The sequence below is a fragment of the Klebsiella pneumoniae genome (assembly GCF_000742135.1).
GTDB classification, from domain to species: Bacteria; Pseudomonadota; Gammaproteobacteria; order Enterobacterales; family Enterobacteriaceae; genus Klebsiella; species Klebsiella pneumoniae.
In genome coordinates, this window is sequence record NZ_KN046818.1 from 3,795,620 (window position 1) to 3,819,047 (window position 23,428).

General features: G+C 60.8%; 24 protein-coding genes. 12 read left to right on the top strand and 12 right to left on the bottom strand.

Annotated elements, in window-relative coordinates; all coding sequences use genetic code 11:
- The first annotated feature begins 1 nt into the window (after position 1).
- Genes DR88_RS07730 through hycI form a run of 4 tightly spaced genes read left to right on the top strand, consistent with a single transcriptional unit; the run spans position 2 to position 2,181 of the window.
- Positions 2-544: a formate hydrogenlyase complex iron-sulfur subunit gene (locus tag DR88_RS07730; RefSeq protein ID WP_002914893.1), complete on the top strand. Its 543-nt coding sequence runs from the start codon at positions 2-4 to the stop codon at positions 542-544.
- Positions 544-1,311: an NADH-quinone oxidoreductase subunit B family protein gene (locus tag DR88_RS07725; RefSeq protein ID WP_002914891.1), complete on the top strand. Its 768-nt coding sequence runs from the start codon at positions 544-546 to the stop codon at positions 1,309-1,311. Before DR88_RS07730 ends, DR88_RS07725 begins: the two co-directional genes overlap by 1 nt.
- A complete protein-coding gene (locus DR88_RS07720; protein ID WP_002914887.1) occupies positions 1,308-1,718 on the top strand; it encodes a formate hydrogenlyase maturation HycH family protein in 411 nt (136 codons plus the stop codon). Before DR88_RS07725 ends, DR88_RS07720 begins: the two co-directional genes overlap by 4 nt.
- Complete coding sequence (gene hycI, locus DR88_RS07715; protein ID WP_004174683.1) at positions 1,711-2,181, top strand: hydrogenase maturation peptidase HycI; 471 nt, start codon at positions 1,711-1,713, stop codon at positions 2,179-2,181. Before DR88_RS07720 ends, hycI begins: the two co-directional genes overlap by 8 nt.
- On the opposite strand, the gene DR88_RS07710 is transcribed toward hycI, so the two are convergent.
- The 3 genes from DR88_RS07710 to ascF form a co-directional block, all read right to left on the bottom strand.
- Positions 2,178-2,486, bottom strand: coding sequence for a SymE family type I addiction module toxin (locus tag DR88_RS07710; RefSeq protein ID WP_002914883.1), 309 nt, complete (start codon positions 2,484-2,486; stop codon positions 2,178-2,180). The two genes, hycI and DR88_RS07710, sit on opposite strands and share 4 nt — an antisense overlap.
- Positions 2,487-2,667: 181 nt before the next feature.
- A complete protein-coding gene (locus DR88_RS07705) occupies positions 2,668-4,092 on the bottom strand; it encodes a 6-phospho-beta-glucosidase (RefSeq protein WP_004149478.1) in 1,425 nt (474 codons plus the stop codon).
- Positions 4,093-4,118: 26 nt separating this feature from the next.
- Complete coding sequence (gene ascF, locus DR88_RS07700) at positions 4,119-5,561, bottom strand: PTS cellobiose/arbutin/salicin transporter subunit IIBC (protein ID WP_025862087.1); 1,443 nt, start codon at positions 5,559-5,561, stop codon at positions 4,119-4,121.
- A gap of 267 nt (positions 5,562-5,828) precedes the next feature.
- Between ascF and DR88_RS07695 the strand changes: the two genes are divergently transcribed.
- The 4 genes from DR88_RS07695 (at position 5,829) to DR88_RS07680 (ending at position 10,759) form a co-directional block, all read left to right on the top strand.
- Positions 5,829-6,842 carry a LacI family DNA-binding transcriptional regulator gene (locus DR88_RS07695; protein ID WP_029884148.1) on the top strand — a complete coding sequence of 338 codons (1,014 nt, stop codon included), beginning with the start codon at positions 5,829-5,831 and terminating at the stop codon, positions 6,840-6,842.
- 136 nt (positions 6,843-6,978) lie between these two features.
- Positions 6,979-7,506, top strand: a complete 528-nt coding sequence (hydN, locus tag DR88_RS07690) for an electron transport protein HydN (protein WP_025862086.1) — start codon at positions 6,979-6,981, stop codon at positions 7,504-7,506.
- An 8-nt stretch (positions 7,507-7,514) separates the two neighbouring features.
- Positions 7,515-9,749 carry a carbamoyltransferase HypF gene (gene hypF, locus DR88_RS07685; protein WP_032443959.1) on the top strand — a complete coding sequence of 745 codons (2,235 nt, stop codon included), beginning with the start codon at positions 7,515-7,517 and terminating at the stop codon, positions 9,747-9,749.
- Positions 9,746-10,759: a HoxN/HupN/NixA family nickel/cobalt transporter gene (locus DR88_RS07680; RefSeq protein ID WP_004181028.1), complete on the top strand. Its 1,014-nt coding sequence runs from the start codon at positions 9,746-9,748 to the stop codon at positions 10,757-10,759. The genes hypF and DR88_RS07680 overlap by 4 nt, the downstream gene beginning before the upstream one ends.
- A 96-nt stretch (positions 10,760-10,855) precedes the next feature.
- On the opposite strand, the gene norW is transcribed toward DR88_RS07680, so the two are convergent.
- Together norW and norV are read right to left on the bottom strand one after the other, a co-directional pair.
- On the bottom strand, positions 10,856-11,989 hold the full coding sequence (gene norW, locus DR88_RS07675; protein ID WP_004149469.1) for an NADH:flavorubredoxin reductase NorW: 1,134 nt from the start codon (positions 11,987-11,989) through the stop codon (positions 10,856-10,858).
- Positions 11,986-13,434 carry an anaerobic nitric oxide reductase flavorubredoxin gene (norV, locus tag DR88_RS07670; protein WP_004145759.1) on the bottom strand — a complete coding sequence of 483 codons (1,449 nt, stop codon included), beginning with the start codon at positions 13,432-13,434 and terminating at the stop codon, positions 11,986-11,988. Before norV ends, norW begins: the two co-directional genes overlap by 4 nt.
- A gap of 187 nt (positions 13,435-13,621) precedes the next feature.
- Between norV and norR the strand changes: the two genes are divergently transcribed.
- Complete coding sequence (norR, locus tag DR88_RS07665) at positions 13,622-15,172, top strand: nitric oxide reductase transcriptional regulator NorR (protein WP_025862085.1); 1,551 nt, start codon at positions 13,622-13,624, stop codon at positions 15,170-15,172.
- Here norR and gutQ read toward each other — a convergent pair.
- The 7 genes from gutQ to srlA all read right to left on the bottom strand — a co-directional run bounded on the left by gutQ (position 15,135) and on the right by srlA (position 20,158).
- Positions 15,135-16,100, bottom strand: coding sequence for an arabinose-5-phosphate isomerase GutQ (gene gutQ, locus DR88_RS07660; protein WP_002914818.1), 966 nt, complete (start codon positions 16,098-16,100; stop codon positions 15,135-15,137). The genes norR and gutQ overlap by 38 nt on opposite strands.
- Entirely contained in the window at positions 16,093-16,866 is a 774-nt protein-coding gene (gene srlR, locus DR88_RS07655; protein WP_004181024.1) for a glucitol operon DNA-binding transcriptional repressor SrlR, read from the bottom strand. Before srlR ends, gutQ begins: the two co-directional genes overlap by 8 nt.
- A gap of 66 nt (positions 16,867-16,932) precedes the next feature.
- Positions 16,933-17,292 (bottom strand): transcriptional regulator GutM, encoded by a 360-nt coding sequence (gene gutM, locus DR88_RS07650; protein WP_004145754.1) that lies wholly within the window; start codon positions 17,290-17,292, stop codon positions 16,933-16,935.
- Between the two features lie 157 nt (positions 17,293-17,449).
- The gene (gene srlD / locus DR88_RS07645; RefSeq protein ID WP_002914815.1) at positions 17,450-18,229 is read right to left on the bottom strand and encodes a sorbitol-6-phosphate dehydrogenase; all 780 of its coding nucleotides are present in this window, start codon (positions 18,227-18,229) and stop codon (positions 17,450-17,452) included.
- A 12-nt stretch (positions 18,230-18,241) separates the two neighbouring features.
- Positions 18,242-18,604 (bottom strand): PTS glucitol/sorbitol transporter subunit IIA, encoded by a 363-nt coding sequence (srlB, locus tag DR88_RS07640; RefSeq protein WP_004174693.1) that lies wholly within the window; start codon positions 18,602-18,604, stop codon positions 18,242-18,244.
- A gap of 13 nt (positions 18,605-18,617) precedes the next feature.
- The gene (srlE, locus tag DR88_RS07635; RefSeq protein WP_004149462.1) at positions 18,618-19,598 is read right to left on the bottom strand and encodes a PTS glucitol/sorbitol transporter subunit IIB; all 981 of its coding nucleotides are present in this window, start codon (positions 19,596-19,598) and stop codon (positions 18,618-18,620) included.
- Positions 19,595-20,158 carry a PTS glucitol/sorbitol transporter subunit IIC gene (gene srlA / locus DR88_RS07630; RefSeq protein ID WP_002914812.1) on the bottom strand — a complete coding sequence of 188 codons (564 nt, stop codon included), beginning with the start codon at positions 20,156-20,158 and terminating at the stop codon, positions 19,595-19,597. The genes srlE and srlA overlap by 4 nt, the downstream gene beginning before the upstream one ends.
- Positions 20,159-20,434: 276 nt before the next feature.
- On the opposite strand from srlA, the gene mltB reads away from it, so the two are divergent.
- The 3 genes from mltB to DR88_RS07615 all read left to right on the top strand — a co-directional run bounded on the left by mltB (position 20,435) and on the right by DR88_RS07615 (position 23,423).
- Complete coding sequence (mltB, locus tag DR88_RS07625) at positions 20,435-21,514, top strand: lytic murein transglycosylase B (RefSeq protein ID WP_004174694.1); 1,080 nt, start codon at positions 20,435-20,437, stop codon at positions 21,512-21,514.
- A 338-nt stretch (positions 21,515-21,852) separates the two neighbouring features.
- Positions 21,853-22,563, top strand: a complete 711-nt coding sequence (locus DR88_RS07620) for a metal ABC transporter ATP-binding protein (RefSeq protein ID WP_073980547.1) — start codon at positions 21,853-21,855, stop codon at positions 22,561-22,563.
- Entirely contained in the window at positions 22,560-23,423 is an 864-nt protein-coding gene (locus tag DR88_RS07615; protein WP_004149458.1) for a metal ABC transporter permease, read from the top strand. Before DR88_RS07620 ends, DR88_RS07615 begins: the two co-directional genes overlap by 4 nt.
- Positions 23,424-23,428 lie beyond the last annotated feature (5 nt).

Sequence of the window (23,428 nt, forward strand, 5' to 3'; positions counted from 1 at the left end):
CATGTTTACCTTTATTAAAAAAGTTATTAAGACCGGCACCGCGACGCACGCCTACCCGCTGGAGCCGATGCCGGTGGACAAAAACTTTCGCGGCAAGCCGGAGCATACGCCACAGCAGTGTATCGGCTGCGCGGCCTGCGTGAACGCCTGCCCGTCGAACGCCCTGACGGTCGAGATCGATCTGGCCACTAACCAGCTGGCGTGGCAGTTCAACCTCGGGCGCTGTATCTTCTGCGGTCGCTGTGAAGAGGTGTGCCCGACGGCGGCCATTAAGCTGTCGCCGGAGTATGAGCTGGCGGTGTGGAAGAAAGAGGATTTCCTCCAGCAGTCGCGCTTCGCTATCTGCCACTGCCGGGAGTGCCAGCGTCCGTTCGCGGTGCAGAAGGAGATCGACTACGCCATCGCGCTGCTCAAGCATAACGGCGATACCCGCGCCGAGCTGCACCGCGAAAGCTTCGAAACCTGCCCGGAATGCAAGCGCCAGAAATGCCTGGTGCCGTCCGATCGTATTGAACTGACCCGCCATATGAGGGAGGCCAGCTGATGAGTACTTTACTTGGCCCGCGCGATGAAAACGGCATTCCCGTGCCGATGACGGTGGATGAATCCATCGCCAGCATGAAGGCCTCGCTACTGAAGAAGATTAAACGTTCGGCCTACGTCTACCGCGTCGACTGTGGCGGCTGCAACGGCTGCGAAATCGAAATTTTCGCCACCCTTTCGCCACTGTTCGACGCTGAACGCTTCGGGATTAAGGTGGTGCCTTCGCCGCGCCATGCCGATATTCTGTTGTTTACCGGGGCAGTGACTCGCGCGATGCGCTCCCCGGCGCTGCGCGCCTGGCAGTCGGCGCCGGATCCGAAGATCTGTATCTCCTACGGCGCCTGCGGCAACAGCGGCGGCATCTTCCACGACCTGTACTGCGTCTGGGGCGGTACCGATAAAATCGTACCGGTCGACGTCTATATTCCGGGCTGCCCGCCGACGCCAGCCGCCACGCTGTACGGCTTCGCCATGGCGCTTGGCCTGCTGGAGCAGAAAATTCATGCCCGTCTGCCGGGTGAGCTCGACGAACAGCCGACCGAGCTGCTGCATGCCGATATGGTGCAGCCTCTGCGGGTGCGCATCGATCGCGAAGCGCGGCGTCTGGCGGGCTACCGCTATGGACGGCAGATTGCCGATGACTATATGCGTCTGCTTGGCCAGGGCGACAGCCAGGTGCTGCGCTGGCTGGAGGCGGAGAAAGATCCGCGTCTGACCGAGATCGTCACCCATCTCAACCAGGTGGTCGAGGGGGCGCGTATCCGATGAGCGAGACGGTGGTGTTCAGTCAGCTGAGCCGTAAATTTATTGATGAGAACGACGCCACGCCGGATCAGGCGCAGCAGGTGGTCTATTACAGCCTGGCGATTGGCCACCACCTCGGCGTCATCGACTGTCTGGAGGCGGCGCTGAGCTGCCCGTGGGACGCGTATCTGGCATGGATCGCTACCCTTGAGGCCGGAAGCGCCGCGCGGCGCAAAATGGAGGGCGTGCCGAAGTATGGCGAAATCGTCATCGACAGCAGTCATGTGGCGATGCTGGCCAACGCCTTTGATAAAGCGCAGTCCGCGCAGACCCCGCAGCAGCAGGCGTGGAGCAAAACCCTGCTCAGCATGCTGCATGATATTCACCAGGAGAGCGCCATCTACCTGATGGTGAGGAGATTACGTGACTGACGTTTTACTCTGTGTCGGCAACAGCATGATGGGTGACGACGGCGCCGGCCCGCTGCTGGCGGAGATGTGCGCGGCGAACCCGGCCGGCCAGTGGGTGGTCATCGACGGCGGCAGCGCGCCGGAAAACGACATCGTGGCGATCCGCGAATTACGCCCCGAACGCCTGCTGATTGTCGATGCCACCGATATGGGCCTAAACCCCGGCGACATTCGCATCATCGATCCCGACGACATCGCCGAGATGTTTATGATGACCACCCATAACATGCCGCTCAACTATCTGGTCGATCAGCTGAAAGAGGACGTCGGCGAGGTGATTTTCCTCGGCATTCAGCCGGATATCGTCGGTTTTTATTATCCGATGACCCAGCCGGTGAAAGAGGCCGTTGCCCGGGTGTATCAGCAGCTGGCAGGCTGGCAGGGCAAGGGCGGCTTTACTCAGCTGGAGGCCGCGGACGACTAGCCCTGCGGCGAACCGGGCTCTCCGCCGGCGCACGACTGGCCGGAAGGGAGCCCCGTTCCCGGCGCTGCCAGCTCAAGATTCTCTATCACTAATTTACCGGGCGACACCGAGACTCTGACCTGCGTGCCGACCGGAAACCCCGCCTGCTCCAGCCAGTCGCCGTTTAAGCTTAATGCCGCGTGGCGGGTGTAGCGCCGCGTCTCCCGCGTTTTGCGGTCCTCATGGCGTTTTCTGACATATCCCACGGTTAACTGGCGAATGGCCCTGGCTATCCCTCTGGCTGCGGTAGGGTGCTGTGCGCTCATGATGTGCTCCTTGCTGAAGATACCCCTGTAAAAGTACTGGATAAAATACCAGTTATTGTAAACAGGTGGCAAACCAGAAACTGGAATCAGGCTCGAGAAAAAAGCATGTAATGGATGCAACAGACAGCCGACGTCCGTCCCCCGGTTAGCGCGGGGAACGGGCGCGCGTGGGCGAGGGTGCTTAGTCGAGATCGGCGCCGTTACTGGCTATCACCTTCTGGTACCAGAAGAATGACTTTTTACGCTTACGCGCCAGGGTGCCGTTGCCGGCATCGTCGCGATCGACATAGACAAAGCCGTAGCGCTTGCTCATCTCGCCGGTGGACGCCGAGACCAGATCTATGCAGCCCCAGCTGGTGTAACCCATTACCGGAATGCCGTCGCCGATAGCATCGCGCATCGCCCTGATGTGCTCGCGCAGGTAGCTGATGCGATAGTCGTCATTGATGTCCCCATTGGCATCGATCTCATCGCGGGCGCCAAGCCCGTTTTCCACCAGGAACAGCGGTTTCTGATAGCGGTCGTACATCATGTTCATGGTGATGCGCAGGCCCAGCGGGTCGATGCCCCAGCCCCATTCGCTGGCCGGAATGTGCGGGTTCTTCAGCGACTTGACGATGTTGGCGGCATTGGTGTTGCTGGCGTTCATCTCCGCCGAGGCGCAGCGCGACGCGTAGTAGCTAAAGGAGACGAAATCGACGGTGTTTTTGAGGATCTCGTCATCGCCCGGCTGTTTCGCAATCGTGACCCCTTTTTCCCGGAACACCCGCGCGGCCCACACCGGATAGGCGCCGCGGGCCTGGACATCGATAAAGAACAGGTTTTCGCGGTCCTTCTCCAGCGCCATCCATACATCTTCCGGCTTGCAGGAGTAAGGGTAGAAATTACCGCCGGCCAGCATACAGCCGACCTGATTTTGCGGGTTAATCTCATGGGCGATTTTCGTCGCCAGCGCGCTGGCCACCAGCTCGTGATGCGCGGCCTGATACTTCACCTGCTCCTGATTTTCTCCCTCCTCAAACACCAGACCGGCGCCGGAGTAGGGGCTGTGCAGCATGATGTTGATTTCATTGAAGGTGAGCCAGTATTTCACCAGGCCGTCAAAAGCTTCAAAGCAGGTGCGGGCGTAGTGGCTGAAAAAATCCACCATTTTGCGGTTGCGCCAGGAGCCGTACTCCATCACCAGATGCATCGGCACGTCAAAATGGCACAGGGTGACCAGCGGCTCGATACCGTGCTTTTTGCACTCCTCGAACAGTGAGCGATAGAAGGCGATGCCCTGCGGATTCGGCTGCGGTTCGTCGCCGCGTGGGAACAGGCGGCTCCAGGCGATGGAGGTGCGAAAGACGCTGAACCCCATCTCGGCCATCAGGGCGATATCTTCTTTATAGCGATGGTAAAAATCGATCGCCTGGTGGCTGGGGTAAAATTCGTCTTCACGCAGCGTAAAGCGCTTCTCCAGGCCTAATTTTACCGGCAGGCGATGGGCGCCGTGGGGAAGAGTATCCACGGTGGTCAGCCCCTTACCGCCTTCAAGATAAGCGCCTTCAGACTGGTTGGCGGCCAGTGCGCCGCCCCATAAAAATCCCTGTGGGAAACTCGCCATGCATTACCTCATTATCAATAGTGTATTCAGGCGTGGGATGCCTGGGTCCGGGCCTGGCGCGCTCTGGCGTCGGCAGCGGCCTGCTCAACGGGAATGTCCTCAAAGCCAAGGATCAGCGTCAGGGCAAACGACAGCACCACCGACAGCGCCATCACGCCAAACACCCAGACGATGGTCATTGGATTGGCCGGATCGAAAAACTGCACGCTGGTAAACAGCCCCGGCGCCGCCATCGAATGGCTGGCCAGTCCGGCAATGCCTGCCACCGCGCCGCAGATAAAGCCGCTGATTAAGCTGGCGATCAGCGGGCGCTTCAGGCGCACCGCCACGCCGTACAGCGCCGGTTCGGAAATCCCGGCCAGAATCGCCGATGCCGCGGCGGCCAGCGCCGTCTGGCGCAGCTCCGGGTTTTTGGTTTTCCACGCTACCGCCAGCGAAGAGCCGCCGAGCGACAGGTTGGCGCCGATCTCCGACGGCATCACCATACCCTCTTTGCCGGTTTCGGCGATGGTCTGAATGATGGTCGGCGTAAAGACGCGGTGCATACCGGTCATCACCAACAGCGGCCACAGCCCGCCCATGATCGCCACCGACAGCCAGCCGAGATAGCTGTGGATCGTATACACCAGCGCGGAAATGGCGCTGCCGATCCAGATGCCCAGCGGGCCAATCAGCAGGATCGCCAGCGGGGCGGCGATCAGCACGATCAGCATCGGCTTCAGAAAGTTTTTCGTCACCGCCGGGGTAATGCGATCCACCCAGCGCTCGATATACGACAGGCACCAGGTCATCACCAGCGCCGGGATCACCGTGTAGGTGTATTTCACCGCGGTAACCGGAATAAAGGCGAATTCAACGTGTTCTCCCTGGGCGGCTTTGGCCATCAATTCGATAAACCCAGGATGCACCAGCACCCCGGCGATGGCGATAGCCAGCGACATATTAGTTTTGAATTTCACCGCCGCGGAGGCGGCCACCATCAGCGGCAGGAAGAAAAATGCGCCGTCGCCGATAAGCGCCAGCAGGGTCAGCGTCGGCGAGCCTTTCGGCAACGCGCCGCTCATCTCGAGGATCATCGCCAGCAGCTTGACCATCGATCCGCCGATAATCGCCGGGATCAGCGGGGACATGGTGCCGATCAGCGCGTCGAGGATCCCGGCGCCGATGCGTTTCAGGGTCAGCGGCGCTTTGCCCTGCGGCTCAGCCGGGCGCAGGTCGCCTGGCAGCAGATTCACCACCTCGCGGTAGGCCTGGGAGACAGTGTTGCCGATGATCACCTGGCACTGGTTATCGCTGCGCACGACGCCGAGCACCCCGGACAGGCCTTTCAGGGTAGAGCTATCGACCTGTTCGTCGTCTTTAACCACGAAGCGCAGACGGGTCATGCAGTGGGTAACGGCGGCGACGTTGTCGACCCCGCCGATTGCCGCGACTATCTGTTGCGCCAGGGCTGCATAATTTTTCGACATCGGATTTTATCCTGTTTATCAATAGGGTACTGATCTGCCACCGCCCCGCATCGCCGGGCGATACCATGTTTTTATAGGAAACCGGTTCCACAAAATCATGGTGAGTTTCATTTAATTTCACAAGAAATAAAAAAATATGATCTCAATTTTGTGATTTTGATCGCTAAGCGTCGCCGTGAGCCGGATCGCGTTGGTGAACAGGGGAATGCTGTAAAAGCGGGAAACGTGCAGTACACTGCCTGCAACTTTTGCAACAGGAAGAATCACATGGCAACGATGCTGGAGGTCGCAAAGCGCGCGGGGGTATCGAAGGCGACCGTTTCGCGGGTGCTGTCGGGCAACGGCTATGTCAGCCAGGAGACCAAAGACCGGGTGTTTAAGGCGGTGGCGGAGAGCGGCTACCGGCCTAATCTGCTGGCGCGCAACCTGGCGACCAAAACCACGCAAACCCTCGGCCTGGTGGTGACCAATACCCTGTACCACGGCGTCTATTTTAGCGAACTGCTGTATCACGTGGCGCGGATGACGGAGGATAAAGGGCGGCAGCTGATCCTGGCCGACGGCAAGCACAGCGCGCAAGAGGAGCGGGAGGCGATCCAGTACCTGCTGGATCTGCGCTGCGATGCGATCATCATCTACCCGCGCTTTCTCACCGTTGATGAGATGGACGATATCGTTGAGAACCACTCGCAGCCGATCATGGTGCTTAATCGCCGCCTGCGCCGCCACGCCAGCCACTGCGTCTGGTCCGATCAAAAAGCCTCGGCGATGCGGGTAGTGGAGCGGCTGATTGCGCTTGGCCATCGCGATATCGCCTTTATTACCGGCTCCCTTGACTCGCCCACCGGCGTCGAACGCCTCGCCGGCTACAAAGACGCGCTGGTTGGCCACGGCATCGCCCTGAACGAGGCGCTTATCGCCGAAGGGCGCTGGACGCCGGAAACCGGGGCGGCGGGGGTGGAGAGCCTGCGTCAGCGCGGGGTTACCTACAGCGCGCTGGTGGCGAGCAATGACGATATGGCCATCGGGGCGATGAAGCAGCTTCACCAGCTGGGCGTTAAGGTGCCGGAACAGGTCTCGGTGGTGGGGTTTGACGATATTGCTCTTGCGCCGTATATGGTGCCGTCGCTCGCCAGCGTCCGGGTGCCGGTGACGGAGATGATTAAAGAGAGCATCAATCGGCTGATCTTTATGCTGGATGGCGGGGAATTCAACTTTCAGCAAAGCTTTCCCGGAGCGCTGATTGAACGCGAGTCGCTGGTGGCGGGCCCCTGTGCCTGACGTCGTCAGCTGTCATCGTCACTACTGACGATGACAGCAAAGCGCAGCTATAATAGTCTTTATAATCAATACATTAAAAAATTGGAACGTATTATGCATACTCCGGCGCGTAACCTTCTTACTGCTGGAGAAATGGATGAACCGTTTCATTATCGCCGATGCGAGCAAATGTATCGGCTGTCGCACTTGCGAAGTGGCCTGCGTGGTATCCCATCAGGAACATCAGGACTGCGCCTCCCTGACGCCTCACACCTTTCAGCCGCGTATTCACGTGATCAAAGGGGTCAATGTTTCCACGGCGACCGCCTGCCGTCAGTGTGAAGACGCCCCCTGCGCCAACGTCTGCCCGAACGGCGCCATCAGCCGTGATAAAGGCTTTGTCCATGTGATGCAGGAGCGTTGCATCGGCTGCAAAACCTGCGTCGTCGCCTGCCCGTACGGGGCGATGGAGGTGGTGGTGCGCCCGGTGATCCGCCATAGCGGCGCCGGACTGAACGTCGTGGCGGAAAAAGCCGAAGCCAACAAGTGCGATCTCTGCTTCCACCGCGAGAGCGGTCCGGCCTGCATGGAAGTGTGCCCGACGCACGCCCTGGTGTGCGTTGACCGCAACAAACTTGAGCAGATGAAGATCGAGAAACGTCGCCGTACGGCGCTGGCCTGGTAAGTCAAGGCATGAACGGGGTGCAAATCCGCATTCGCGGTAAAGTGCAGGGGGTGGGGTTCCGCCCCTTTGTCTGGCAGCTGGCCCGGGCGCAGGCCCGCTGCGGCGATGTCTGTAACGACGGCGACGGCGTACTGGTGCGGCTGGTCGGGGGCGACGACGGTTTTACTGCCGCTCTGGCTGACCACTGCCCGCCGCTGGCGCGGATCGACAGTACCGCCTGCATTCCCTATCGCTGGGCGGCCACGCCGCAGGATTTCACCATCCGCGAGAGTGGGGCGGGACGGATGCGGACTCAGATTGTGCCCGATGCCGCGACCTGCCCGGCGTGCCTCGCGGAGATGAACGATCCCCGGGCACGCCGCTACCGCTACCCCTTTATCAACTGCACCCACTGCGGCCCGCGGTTGACCATTATTCGCGCCATGCCCTACGACCGGCCCTTCACCGCAATGGCGCCGTTCCCGCTCTGTTCCCCTTGTGAGGCGGAATTCCGCGATCCTGCCGATCGCCGTTTTCACGCCCAGCCGGTGGCCTGCCCCGACTGCGGGCCGCGACTGGAATGGCGGGCAGAGGGGGAAACGCTGGACGGCGAGGCGGCGCTGCAGGCGGCTATTGCCCGGCTGGCGGCGGGCAAAATCGTGGCGATAAAAGGCATCGGCGGCTTTCATCTGGCCTGCGATGCCGGTAACCCCGCTGCCGTTGCCACGCTGCGGGCGCGAAAACACCGCCCGGCAAAACCGCTGGCGGTAATGCTGCCGACGGCAACGGGCTTACCCGCCGCCGCTGCGGCGCTGATGGGCTCCCCGGCGGCGCCCATCGTACTGATTGCCAAAGCGCAGGTCTCCGGCCTGTGCGACGAAATAGCGCCAGGGCTTGCGGAAGTTGGGGTGATGCTGCCGTCTAATCCGCTGCAGCATTTGCTTCTGCAGGGCCTGGCGCGCCCCATCGTAATGACCTCCGGCAACCTTAGCGGCCGTCCGCCGACGTTAAGTAATGCTCAGGCGCTCAATGAGTTAGCCGACATTGCCGACGGCTTTCTCTTGCATAATCGCGACATCGTACAGCGGATGGATGATTCACTGGTGCGCTCAAGCGGTGAAATGCTGCGCCGCGCCCGGGGCTACGTCCCGGACGCGCTGCCGCTGCCGCCAGGGCTAGGAGACATCCCGCCGCTGCTGGCTCTCGGCGCGGATATGAAAAATACCTTCTGCCTGGCGCGCGGCAGCGAAGCGGTGCTGAGCCAGCACTTTGGCGATCTTGGCGAGGAAGGTGTTGAACAGCAGTGGCGCAGCGCCCTGCAGCTGATGCAGAGCATTTACGCGTTTGTGCCGCAGCGGGTGGTGGTTGATGCCCATCCCGGCTATCGCTCAACGCAGTGGGCGGCCTCCCTGCCCCTGCCGCTGGAGACAGTGCTGCATCACCATGCCCACGCCGCGGCGTGCCTGGCGGAGCACCGCTGGCCGCTTGACGGCGGGGACGTTATCGCCCTGACACTCGACGGTATTGGTATGGGGGAGAACGGCGCGCTGTGGGGCGGGGAGTGCCTGCGGGTCAACTATCGCGAATGCGAACATCTTGGCGGGCTGCCGGCCGTCGCGCTGCCAGGGGGGGACCTGGCGGCACGCCAGCCGTGGCGAAATTTGCTGGCCCACTGTCTGGCGTTTGTCCCTGACTGGCAGGATTATCCGCAGGCCGCCACCCTGCGCCAGCGCAACTGGCCGCTGCTGGCGCAGGCCATCGAGCGCGGGATTAACGCACCGCGCGCTTCATCCTGCGGACGGCTGTTTGATGCCGTTGCCTGCGCCCTGGATTGCGCGCCGGAGAGTCTGAGCTATGAAGGCGAAGCGGCCTGTCGGCTGGAGGCGCTGGCCGCCAGCTGCCCCGGCGTCAGCCACCCGGTTACGCTGCCGTGGCGCGACGACGCGCTGGATTTAGCGACCTTCTGGCGGCAATGGCTGAGCTGGCAGGCGACTCCGGCGCAGAAAGCCTGGGCATTCCACGACGCCCTGGCCTGTGGACTGGCGGCGATGGCCCGCGACTGCGCCACCGTCCGCGGCATCGACACGATGGTCTGCAGCGGCGGGGTGCTGCATAACCGCCTGCTGGCGGCGCGATTGACCTTTTATCTGGCGGATTTTACTCTGCTGTTTGCACAGCAGTTGCCGGCCGGCGACGGCGCAATCGCCTATGGTCAGGCGGTGATCGCCGCCGCCCGCGGGCAGGCTCAAGGAATACAACCATGATAATGACAGTTTTACGCCAGCAGCCGCGCGCCGCGGGTCTGGTGCTGGGGTTGATCGCGGCGAATTTTCTGGCCTGGTGCTGGGCGCTGCAGGCCTTTGGCGACAGCGGCGCGCTGATGGCCGCCAGCCTGCTGGCCTGGGGCTACGGCCTGCGCCACGCGGTGGACGCCGACCATATTGCGGCGATTGATAACGTGACCCGCAAGATGATGCAGCAGGGGCGGCGGCCTTTCGCCGTCGGGGCGTGGTTTTCGCTGGGCCACTCATCGATTGTGGTGCTGGCCTCGGCGGCGATTGCCGCGACCGCCACCGCCTTCAGCACGCAGATGAGCTGGCTGCATGATACCGGTAGCGTTATCGGCACCGCCGTGTCGGCCCTGTTTTTACTGGCGATGGCCTTTATCAACCTGGTGATTTTACGCAGCGTGTGGCGCAGCTTTCGGGCATGGAAGCGCGGAGAGCCGGTGAGCGACGAAATCGTCAGCGGCGGCGGGGTGATGAGCTGGCTGTTTGGCAAGACCTTCCGCCTGATCAGCCGCAGCTGGCAGATGTACCTGGTCGGTTTCCTGTTTGGCCTCGGTTTTGATACCGCCACCGAAATCGGCGTACTGGGTATCTCCGCCGCCGGTGCGTCGAGCGGGATTTCCGTCTGGTCGATTATGGTCTTCCCGGCGCTGTTCGCCAGTGGTATGGCGCTGGTGGATACCCTCGATAACGTGCTGATGGTCGGCGCCTACGGCTGGGCGTTCAGCAAACCGCAGCGCAAGCTCTATTACAACATGACCATCACCGGCACCTCGGTGGTGGTGGCGCTGTTTATCGGCGGCCTGGAAGCGCTGGGCCTGCTAATGGATAAGTTTGCGCTCAGCGGCGGAATATGGCGCTGGGTAGGGGCGTTAAACGACAACCTCGGCGACGCCGGATTTGTGGTGGTCGGGTTGTTTGTCGCCTGTTGGGCGCTATCGGTGCTTAACTATCGCTGGCGCGGCTACGACAATCTGGCGCGCTAGGCTGGATATGTTCCCGGCTTGCGCTGCGCTTAGCCGGGCTACCAGAACAATACCGTAGCCCGGCTAAGGCGTTTACGCCGCAAGCCGGGAAAACCATCAACTTACCAGTTGTTTGAGCAGCGCAAAGGCTTCCTTCATTTTGTCTTCACTCACCACAAAGGCGCGCAGCTGGTTTTCGGCATCCACGCCTTTCGCCACCAGCCCCTCTTTGGCGGCCACGATATTCCACGTCAGATCGTCGCGGCGGGTGTCGCCGGCCAGATGCAGCGGCAGCTCCGGGGTTTTCACCTTCACCAGCATTGGCGGCAGCTTGAGCTCTCCCGCCTGCGCCAGCAGATTTTTACTCAGGCACATGGCGCTGAGTAAAATCGGCTGCAGGAACGGCAGTACCACGCCGTTGATTTCCGCACAGTCGCCGAGCGCATAAATCGCCGGGTCGCTGGTTTGCAGCTGGCTATTGACCACAATACCGCGGTTAATCTGCAGTCCGGCGTGGCGCGCCAGCGACGTTTCCGGGCGCAGGCCGGCGGCGGCCACCACCGCATCGACGGTTATCGCGCGCTGGCGATCGAGACTGACGCGAATGCCGTCGGCGGTTTGCTCCAGCCCCTCCAGCTGCGTTTTCAGCATCAGATGTACGCCCATCTCGGTGAGCCGATGCTGCAGGCGGCTGCTGGCCTCCGGCGGCATCAGCGCCGCCAGCACGCTGGCGGAGTTATCGACTACCGTTACCGCTTTACCGGCGCGGCAGAAATCCATCGCCAGTTCGCAGCCAATCAGGCCGCCGCCGACGATCAGCACGCGCTTCGCGTCGTGCAGCCGGCTCTGCGCCGCGCCATATTCGCGCTGGCTATTGAGCGTTAGCATCAGCTCGCGCCCCGGCACCGACGGGATAAACGGCGTCGCGCCGGTGGCCAGCACCAGTTTGTCGTAGCGCCACTGGTTATCCTGGCTCTTCACTAACCGGTTTTCGGCGTCGATATCGCTTACCCAGGTATGGGGAAACAGACGCAGAGTGTACTGCTCGGCGAACTCGCCGGCACTTTGCAGGGTCAGATCGTCGGCCTTCTGTCCGCGGCTGATGACATGGCTGAGGTCCGGTTTGTTGTATTCATCCATGCTATCGGCGGCGATGAGGGTCAGCGGGATTTGCGCATCCTGCTTACGAATATTTTTCACCAGCTGGCGGGCCGCGAAGCCCGAGCCGATGATGACGATGCCATCACTCATTTTGCCTCCGTCGCCAGTACGTCAAAGACATCTTTGCCAAGAGAACACTCAGGGCAGAGGAAATTGTCCGGCACTTCGCTCCACGGCGTACCCGGCTGTACATCCTGATTAGGTTCGCCTTTCGCCGGGTCATAGACCCACTGGCACACGCTGCACTGCATCATGGGACCGAGATCGGCGGCCGCGGCCGCGGCACAGGCGCAGTCCTGTGGTTCCGGCGTTGTCGCTGCTTCAGCAACCGGCAGCGGCGAGAGGGCCCATTGGCGGGCGATGTCGCGACCGTGTTGGCGGCACAGCTCCAGCGCGTCGATATCCGGGCGCCATTTGGCTTTCAGGCTCAGCGACATCTCAAAGCCGGCATCCTGCAGGCGGGTGGACAGGCGGTCTACCGCGCCGCCGCTCCAGCCGTGCGAGCCAAAGGCGCTGGCGCGTTTATTGCGAAAACGCAGCCCGGTCATCTCTTCCACCAGCCCGGCGATTTTCGGCATCATCACGTTGTTCATGGTGGACGTGCCGACAAGTACGCCTTTCGAGCGGAAAACATTGGTGAGGATGTCGTTTTTGTCGCTGCGGGCGACGTTAAAGATTTTCACCGCTACCCGTGGGTCAACCTCGGTGATCCCCTGGGCAATGGCGTCCGCCATCATGCGGGTATTATTGGACATGGTGTCGTAGAAGATGGTGATGCGATCTTCCTGATAATCCGCCGCCCACTCGAGGTATTTCTCGACGATTTGCGTCGGGTTATCGCGCCAGACCACGCCGTGGGAGGTGGCAATCATCTCCACCGGCAGGTTGAAACCGAGGATTTCAGTAATTTTCGGCGTCACCAGGCGGCTGAAGGGCGTCAGGATGTTGGCGTAGTAGCGCTGGCACTGTTCGTACAGTTCAGTCTGGTCCACTTCATCGTTGAACAGATGTTCGTCGCAATAGTGCTGGCCGAAGGCGTCGTTGCTGAACAGCACCGCGTCGCCGGTCAGGTAGGTCATCATGCTGTCCGGCCAGTGCAGCATCGGCGTTTCCACGAAGATCAGCTGTTTACCGTTACCGATGTCGAGAGTATCGCCGGTTTTCACCACGTGGAAGTTCCACTCCGGATGATGATGGTGGCCGTTGATCGAGTCGATGGCGTTGGCAGTGCAGTAGATCGGCGTATCCGGGATCTGCATCATCAGTTCGGTCAGCGCGCCGGCATGGTCCTCTTCGGCGTGGTTAATGACGATATAGTCGAGGTCGGCGAGGTCGATTTCGCGGCGCAGGTTCTGTACGAACTCGCGGCTGAATTTATGATCGACGGTATCGATCAGCACGTTTTTCTCTTCGCGGATGAGATAGCTGTTGTAGCTGCTGCCGCGCAGCGTTTTATATTCGGTGCCGTGGAAATCACGCACTTCCCAGTCACGTTGGCCAACCCAAAGAATGTTATTTTTCACCACAATAGACATAGCAACCTCAATCAATACAGTGTGTTTAAACTCAGTTGACTGGCTTATATCAAGTTGCGTGCCAACTTTTTAATTCATTGATAATTATCTTTTTTTAATTTTTTCTGATTTTGGTTGTTGTCAAAATGACAATGGTTAAAATAGTCGATATGACAATGCGTATTGTCAAAATGACAATGGAGCGGCAATGAGTTTTTCCGTCGACGAGCTGGCGAGAATCGCCATAGATTTACAAAGTGATATTGGTCACACCGACCGCTTTTCGCGCCTGATTACTACCCTGCGGCAAATTCTTGGCTGCGATGCCTCGGCGCTGCTGCGCTATGAGGCGCATCAGTTTGTGCCGCTGGCGATCGATGGCCTGGCGCAGGATGTGCTCGGTCGGCGCTTTGCCCTGGAAGGACACCCGCGGCTGGAGGCGATTGCGCGCGCCGGGGATGTGGTGCGCTTCCCGGCGGATAGCGACCTGCCCGACCCCTATGACGGGCTGATCCCCGGTCATGAGAGCCTCAAAGTCCATGCCTGCGTGGGACTGCCGCTGTTTGCCGGGCAGACGCTGATTGGCGCGCTGACCCTGGACGGCATGGATGCCGATCGTTTCGATAGCTTCAGCGATGAAGAGCTGCGGCTGATTGCCGCGCTGGTGGCCGGGGCGCTGAATAATGCGCTGCTTATCGCCCGCCTTGAAGCGCAAAACGTCCTGCCGGCGCAGGCGGTGAATTACCCGCTGCCGGAGCGCCAGGAGATCATCGGCCTGTCGGGGCCCATGCTGCAGCTGAAAAAAGAGATCGATATCGTCGCCGCCTCGGATTTAAACGTGCTGATCAGCGGCGAAACCGGCACCGGCAAAGAGCTGGTGGCGAAGGCGGTGCATCAGGGGTCGCTGCGAGCCGCCAACCCTCTGGTGTACCTCAACTGCGCGGCGCTGCCGGAAAGCGTAGCGGAGAGCGAGCTGTTCGGCCATGTGAAAGGGGCATTTACCGGGGCTATCAGCAACCGCAGCGGTAAATTTGAGATGGCGGATAACGGCACCCTGTTTCTTGACGAAATCGGCGAACTGTCGCTGGCGCTGCAGGCCAAACTGCTGCGCGTGCTGCAGTATGGCGATATTCAGCGCGTCGGCGATGACCGCAGCCTGCGGGTCGATGTGCGGGTGCTGGCGGCGACGAACCGCGATCTGCGCCAGGAGGTGGTGGAAGGGCGCTTTCGCGCCGATCTGTACCATCGGCTGAGCGTCTTCCCGCTGTCGGTTCCGCCGCTACGCGAGCGGGAAAGTGACGTGGTGCTGCTGGCGGGCTATTTCTGCGAGCAGTGCCGCCTGCGGATGGGGCTGGCGCGGGTCATTTTGGCTGAGGCGGCGCGAAACCGGCTGCAGCAGTGGTCCTGGCCGGGCAACGTGCGCGAACTGGAGCATGCTATCCATCGGGCGGTGGTGCTGGCGCGGGCCACCCAGGCCGGTGATGAAGTGGTCCTGGAGCCGCAGCATTTCCAGTTTGCGGTGGCGGCGCCGATGTTGCCGACTGAGACGGCGGCAGCGGCGCCCGCGACGGGAAACATCAATCTGCGCGAGGCGACCGACTCTTTTCAGCGAGAAGCCATTAGCCGCGCGCTGGAGGCGAACCAGGGCAACTGGGCGGCGACCGCCCGAGCGCTGGAACTGGACGTCGCCAACCTGCATCGGCTGGCGAAACGTCTGGGGCTTAAAGGATCCCCGCCTGGTAAAAGTTCTGCAGGTTAATGGCGCCGACCAGTTGGCCGTTCTCATCCACTACCGGCGCGGCGCTGATTTTGTGTTTCATCAGCCGCTCTTTGGCTTCCACCGCGCGGCTATCCGCCTGCAGCGTTACGCCGTTGCGGGTCATCGCCCGAGTGACGCCATCGTTGAGCGTACCGCCAGCAACCAGCCAGCGGCGCAGGTCGCCGTCGGTGAAAACGCCCTGCACGCGGTTGGCTTCATCGCAGACCGCCACCAGGCCGAGCCCGGTTCGGCTTAGTTCAAGCATGGCGTCCATGACGTTGGCCTCGGCATTGACCCGCGGCACTTCTTCGTCGCGGCGCATCAGGTGATGCACTTTGTTCAGCAGCCGCGCGCCGAGGGCGCCCGCCGGGTGGGAACGGGCGAAATCCTCTTCATTGAAACCGCGCGCCTGCATCACCGCCATCGCCAACGCGTCGCCCAGCATCAGCGTGTTGACGGTGCTGGAGGTTGGCGCCAGATGCATCGGGCAGGCCTCGCGCTCCACGGCGATATCCAGCACCGCTTTCGCCGCCAGCGCCAGCGGCGAGGTGGATTTGCCGGTCATCGCCAGCAGCGGAATGCCTTTTTCTTCCAGCCGCGGCACGATGAGATCCAGCTCTTTCGCGCTACCGGAGTAGGAGATAAACAGCATCACGTCGCGGCTATCGAGCATGCCGAGATCGCCGTGCAGGGCTTCCGCCGGATGGACGAAAAAGGCCGGGGTGCCGGTGCTGGCGAAGGTTGCCGCCAGCTTTTTACCGATGTGGCCGGATTTACCGATACCGGAGACAATCAGTTTGCCCTCGCAGTGGATAATGGTTTCCGCCGCGCGGATGAAGTCGTCGCCCAGGCGCTCCGGCAGGCGGCTCGCCTCCTGCAGCTCAAGCATCAGGGTCTGGCGTCCGGCCTCTAACAAAAAGTTACTCATGATGTTCTCCAGTAATAATGACTGCTATGCCTTTGGCTTCCAGCGCCCGCTGGAATTCCGGGTCAATATCGGCATCGGTAATCAATTTATCCACGCGTTCAAGGCCGCAGACAATATTGGGGCTTTTACGACCAAACTTGGATGAGTCGGCCATGAGGATCACTTCGCGGGCGGCGTTGCACATCGCTTTGCTGACGGTATAGACCTCATTAAAGGTAGTGACTCCGGCGTTCAGATCAATACCGTCGGTGCCCATAAACAGCTTGTCGAAGCTGAACTGTTCGAAGGCGTTTTCCGCCAGCTGGCCGTGAAAAGAGGCCGATTTTTTACGGAAGGTGCCGCCCGGCATCAGGATGGTCTGCTCGTTATCGAACTCTGATAGCGCGTTGACGATATGCAGGCTGTTGGTCATCACCGTGATGTTATTAAAGTGACTCAGCAATGGCACCATCTGCAGCACGGTGCTGCCGGCGTCGAGGATAATTGAATCGCCATCGTGGATGTATCGCACGGCGGCCTCGGCAATCTGCGCTTTTTTATGGGTGTTGATCAGCGTCTTATGGTCAATCGGCGGATCGGCTTCATCCTTGTTGAGTACCACGCCACCGTAGGTGCGAATGACGGTGCCGGCGTTTTCCAGCGTGACCAGATCCTTGCGGATGGTGGTGCCAGTGGTATCGAAGTGTTGCGCCAGCTCTTCGACCGAGCATTTTCCCTGCGACTGCAGGAACTCGAGAATGGCTGCCTGGCGCTGACGTGGTTTCATAGGCGTCTATCCTGCGTTTAAGTTTCGAAGTGATAATTTCGCAAGATATTTACTTTTACAACGAAATTATCCATGTTTCGGATTAAGCGCTAATGATAGTGCATTCTGACAGCGCGGATCATGGGGAAAGATCACATCAGGCTGCAATTCCGCAATATGTTTGCCTGCCAGAGCCGGGATCTTTTGCGGACTGGCGAAAATGGTGAAGCCTTTCATCAGCAGCGTGTCGCTAATGCGGTCGTTATCATCGACGGCGATGGCGACGATGGCGCGCGGTTGAAAGCGCCCGGCGGAGCGGCCGACGCCCACCCGCCCCTGCTGGCACAGGCTATCAAAGGCGCGATTGAAGCGGCGGATCTGCCAGCCGCCAAAGGCCAGCTGGGTAAGCCAGGCGATGGCGGCGACGATGATTAATGCAGTAACCATAGGTCTCTCCTTAAGGGGGGCGGGAACAGCCCTGGTCACGGCGCGAGCGCCTAACCCGAGCGACCCGCGGTGCCGTTTTTTTGTCGGGTGGCGGCTAACGCCTTACCCGACCTACAGTTTTGTAGCCCGGATAAGCGCAGCGCCATCCGGGAACCTGTTAAAACATCACCTGGCCGCCGGTGACGTTGATCGACTGCCCGGTGCAGTACGACGCCTGTGGGCTAGCGTAAAACATCAATACGTTCAGCACATCCTGATATTCGCAGCCGCGCTTCAGCGGCACCTTGTCGATGTAGTACTGCTCGACTTCGCTCTCATCGATACCGAGCTTGGTGGCATACTGCGGCAGCAGCGACTGGAACATCGGCGACTTCAGCAGATTGCCGAGCATCAGCGAATGCACGGTAATGCCATATTCCGCCAGATCCAGCGCCAGCGACTGGGTCAGCCCGACGCCGCCGAACTTCGCCGCGCTGTAGCCGGAGTTGTGCTTACTGCCGACTTTGCCGGATTTCGAGTTGATCTGAATGATCCGCCCCTTAATGCCGTCGCGGATCATCAACCGCGAGAACTCGCGGGCGCAGAGAAAATAGCCCACCAGATTGACCTGCAGCGAGCGGTCGAAATCCCCCAGCGCGAAGTCGCTAATAAACGCCGCCTTGGCGATCCCGGCGCTGTACACCAGCAGGTCGACGCGCGAAAAAATCTCATCCACCCCGTGGGCCAGGGCGGTGACGCTGGCCTCGCTGGTGGCGTCGGCGCCGAAGCCGTACGCCATACCTTCGCCATACTCAGCGTTAATCTCCTGGGCGACGCGGCTGGCTTTTTCGCTCTGAATATCGACCACCGCCACGCGGTAGCCCTCGGCGGCCAGCCCGCGGCACAGAAACTCTCCTAAGGTTTGTCCACCGCCAATGACAACAGCAACCTGATTCATCTCTCTCTCCTTTTAAGCAACAAACTTCAGTACGCAGCCGGGCGCGATGGCGTCCGGCACCGGGCCCGCCACATGGACGGTACCTGGGAACTCCGCTTCACGATGGCCGTCAAAGCGCAGGGTGATGTGGCCCAGCTCGCGCAGGTTTTGTTCAGCGACCTCGCCGACGGCGGTCACCGGGTAGCGCTGTTCGCCAAGCTGCAGCTCTGCCCCCGGCTGCAGCGTGCCAGCAAGCTCGCCGTGGTTGTGAATAAAGCAGTACTCTTCGATATCCGCCGGGGCGCCCTCGCGGAAGGTGATCAGCATTTGCTCTTCCAGCGCCATCGTCGCGCAGGCGCCGATGTGCGTAATGGTGGTCTGGTAAATCACAGTCATCTGCAGGAACCTCTTACTGGTAAATAAATCCGGAAACGAACCACGCGATCAGCACCGTTGGTGCGCCGGTCAGAAAGCGGCTGACCAGCACCGACGGCACGCCGACGCGCACGGTATCCTGGCGGGCTTCGGCTAGCGACAGGCCTACCGGAATAAAATCGCAGGCGGCCTGGGCGTTAATGGCGAATAGGGCGGGCAGGGCGAGGTGCGGCGGAATGTTGCCGAGGCCGATTTGAACGCCGATCAGCACGCCGATCACCTGGGCAATAACCGCGCCGGGGCCGAGAAACGGCGACAGCAGCGGGAAAGAGCAAATCAGCGCCAGGGTTACCAGCCCCAGCGGATGGCTGGCGAGCGGCGCCAGGCCGTGGGCGATCCAGTCGCCGATGCCGGAGGCCATGATGATGCCGATCAGCGCCGAGACGAAAGCCATAAACGGCAGAATGGTTTTCAGCACCGTATCAATGGTGTCGCGCCCGGCCTGGAACAGCACCGCCACCACCGAACCCATGCCCATCCCGACCTTCGCCAGCAGGCCATCGCTCTGTTCAGTAATCTTCTTGCTGGTGTCGTAATCGCGACCCGCGCTCTTGTTTTCCGCCGGCGGCTCGGAAACCCCTGCGCTGTCGGGAGCGATGCACTGGATGTTGTCCTCTTTGACGCCGGAGACATAAATATCTTCCGTGATGTACTGGGCCAGCGGCCCTGATTTGCCGGTGGCATGGATATTCACCGTCGGGATGCGGCGTTTAGGATAGAGCCCGCAGCGCAGGGTGCCCCCGCAGTCGATAATCGCCACGCCGATGTCGCTTTCCGCTGGTTCTCCCTCTTTAAACCCGTCCACCGGCTGCCAGCCGGTCAGACTGGCGATGCGGTCAACGATCGCCGGGCGGGTGCCGGCGGTGATATAGACGATCTTTTTGCCTTCGACGGCGTCGAGCTCAAGCGGGCCGCCCCAGCCGCCGGTGCCTTTCTCTATACGAATACGGGTCATGATGTCGCTCCTGACAGATGCACTTTCTGGGAAAGCTGAATCGCCATTTTTCTCTCGAAAATCGAGGTGGTCAGGTCGGTGACCCAGCCGCGGAAGAAGTTAGTCACCAGCCCGACCAGCAGGTAGCTCACCGCCAGCGGACCGAGCGGCAGGCCGAGGGTAGTGAGGCCGTTGGCGATGCCGAGATAGACGAACAGCTCGCCGGGGTTGATATGTGGAAACAGCCCGTTCATTGAGTGGCAGCTATACGACGCCGCCGCGTAATAGCTGGGCTTGTACTTCTCTGGCATAAACCGGCCGAGGCTTAACGTCATTGGGTTACAAAACACGAAGGTGCCGATGCAGGGTAGCAGCAGGTAGCGGGAGATTGGGTTTCCGGCGCAGCGCTGCGCCAGCTTCTCGATCCGCTGCTGGCCGATAAAGTTGATCAGCGCGTTCATGATCACCAGCAGGCTGATCAGCAAGGGGAGGATCCCGGTCACCATGCCGGTAAATACCTCGCCGCCTTTCTGAAACAGGCCGATAAACCACTCCGCGCCGTGGGTCACGACGTCAATCATTGTTCTCTCCTTCAGCATGTTATTTTTCTTGCTAATCGCAGGCTGATTTTAATCATTTTGAAAGGTTTAAAAGTGTTAAATGGATCGCAAAATGAAAGATAAATATTTTATTTTGAAAGGTGATGCGGGCGAGATGAAATGTTGCAGGGCATAAAAGCACGCAGGGGAGGAGCCGTTGAAGGACTATTTTGTCTACAAACAGATTGTCGCTTTCTTGTTGGTCGTCGCATGCTTTACCATAATTATCCCTTGCTGAATTTGTTAAACGGAATTCCCATGTTGAAGCGTCGCTATCTGGCTTTACTTCCCCTTTGTGTGCTCCTCGCTGCCTGCAGCAGCAAACCCAAGACCCCCGCGGAAACGGAGATGGCGAGTGGAACCGGCGGCTTTTTGCTGGAACCGCAGCATAATGTGATGCAGATGGGCGGCGACTTCGCCAACAACCCGGCGGCGGCGCAGTTTATCGATAAGATGGTGGCGAAGCACGGCTTCGACAGGCAGCAGCTGCAGGAGATCCTGTCGCAGGCAAAGCGCCTGGATTACGTCCTGCGGCTGATGGATCGTCAGGCTCCGACCGGCCTGCCGCCAACCGGGCCGACCGGCGCCTGGCTGCGCTACAAGAAACAGTTCATTACCCCGGATAATGTGCAGAACGGCGTGGTGTTCTGGAATCAGTATCAGGACGCGCTCAACCGCGCTTATCAGGTTTACGGCGTGCCGCCGGAAATCATCGTCGGTATTATCGGCGTGGAGACTCGCTGGGGCCGGGTGATGGGCAAAACCCGGATCCTCGACGCGCTGGCGACGCTGTCGTTTAGCTACCCGCGCCGCGCCGAATACTTCTCGTCGGAGCTGGAAACTTTCCTGCTAATGGCGCGCAGCGAAAGCGACGACCCGCTGGATCTGAAAGGCTCTTTCGCCGGGGCGATGGGCTACGGCCAGTTTATGCCGTCCTCCTATAAGCAGTATGCGGTCGATTTTAACGGTGACGGACATATCAACCTGTGGGACCCGGTGGATGCTATCGGCAGCGTGGCCAACTACTTCAAACAGCATGGCTGGGTGAGCGGCGATCTGGTGGCGGTGCAGGCGCTGGGGCAGGCCCCGGGGCTGGAGAATGGTTTCAAGACTAAATACAGCGTTTCGCAGCTGGCGGCCGCAGGGCTGACCCCGACCCAGCCGCTGGGTAACCATCAGCAGGCCAGCCTGCTGCGGCTGGACGTCGGCACCGGCTATGAGTACTGGTACGGGCTGCCGAACTTCTACACCATCACCCGCTACAACCACAGCACCCACTACGCGATGGCCGTCTGGCAGCTGGGTCTGGCGGTTGCGCAGGCCCGCGGCGGTTATTAATCCTTTCATCCGGCTGACAATTTCCCAGCCTCCCCGGATAGCGGTGCGTAGCGCCTTATCCGGGCTACGGTCTGGTATCCGGTTGCTAGCCCCGGTAAGCGCAGCGCGACCGGGGGATGACGCCGGGGAGGCCGCGCTTATCCCCCCGTTTTTTCCCGTCTCCATGCCTCTTGTTGACCTTTGTTACATTTCCGCTGACTGACGCTGATTTACATTCTTTCTTCGCTTCGTTATTGTTATGTTATAACATTAAATTGAGGCGGGGATATGTTCACATCGATTTTTATGGCATCCGCCGCGGCGCGCGCGGCCATCGCAGGCGTGCTGCTGGCGGCGCTATGGTTAGCAACCTGGTGGGCGGTGACGCTGCCATGATTGAACTGGAGCAGCTGGTCACCGGCTATGACGGGGTAGCGATCACCCCTCCGCTGAGCGGGATGATATGCCCCGGCAGCCTGACGGCAATTGTTGGCCTCAATGGCTGCGGAAAATCAACGCTGCTGAAAACCCTCGCCGGGTTTCTTCCGCCGGTCAGTGGCCGCCTGCGCTGGCAGGGAAAACGGCCGGTGATCGGCTGGCTGGCGCAGCGCCATGCCCTCGAGTCGCAGTTTCCTCTCAACGTGCAGGATGTGGTAAGCCAGGGCGCATGGCCCGGCGTGTCGCTGCTGCGCGGTCTGGGGGGCGGCACCCGGCGACGCATCGGCGCGGTGCTGGAGCGGGTCGGGCTGGCGGGCCTGGCGAAAACGCCGATCGAAGCGCTCTCCGGCGGCCAGTTTCAGCGCATGCTATTTGCCCGGGTGATGGTGCAGCAGGCGCCGCTGGTGATGCTCGACGAGCCCTTCACCGGTATCGACGAAGCGACCAGTCGCGAACTAATGGATTTGATCCTCGAGATGCACCGGCAGGGACAGACCATCCTGGCGGTGCTGCATGATAACCAGCGGGTGGCCGACTTTTTCCCCGAGACGCTGCTGCTGACTCCCCAGCGCGCCTGCTGGGGCGCTACCCGGGCGGTGCTCCCGGCCTTCAGTCATGTGAGGTCGGCATGATCTGGCACACCTTCTTTCAGCCTTTCATTGAATTCGGCTTTATGCGTCGGGCCCTCGTGGTGTGTCTGGCGCTGTCGCTGAGCACCACCATGCTGGGCGTCTTCCTGCTGCTGCGGCGCATGAGCCTGATGGGCGATGCGCTGTCGCACGCCATTCTCCCCGGCGTGGCGGTGGGGTATCTGCTGAGCGGCATGTCGCTGCTGGCCATGACCCTCGGCGGCTTCATCGCCGGTATCGTGGTTGCCCTGGTGGCCGGGTGGGTGAGCCGGCGGACACCGTTAAAAGAGGACGCCAGTTTTGCCGGATTTTATCTGGGCTCGCTGGCCCTGGGCGTCACCCTGGTGTCGCTGCGCGGCTCCAGCGTGGACCTCCTGCATCTGCTGTTTGGCTCCATTCTGGCGGTCGACCGCGATGCGGCGCTGTTTGTCAGCGGCGTCGCCAGCCTGACGCTATTGTGCATTGCGCTGTGCTACCGCGGTCTGGTCAGCGAGGCGTTCGACAGCGCCTGGCTGCAGGTGAATCACCGGCGGCTGCCTGCGCTGCTGCATGGGCTTTTTCTGGCGCTGCTGGTGCTTAATCTGGTGGCCGGGTTTCAGGTGCTCGGCACGCTGATGGCGGTAGGGGTAATGATGCTCCCGGCGGTCGCCGCGCGCTGCTGGGCGCGCACGCTGCCGGGCATTCTGCTGCTGGCGGCGGGAATGGGCGCGCTCTGCGCCTGGCTGGGATTAAGCCTCTCCTGGGCGATTAGTCTTCCCGCCGGGCCCGCTATTGTGCTGACCGCCAGCGCACTGTTTTTTGTTTCGCTATTTTTTGGCACGCGCAGCCGGCTGCTGGTCGGTTGGCGCACATTGATGGGGTAAGGAAA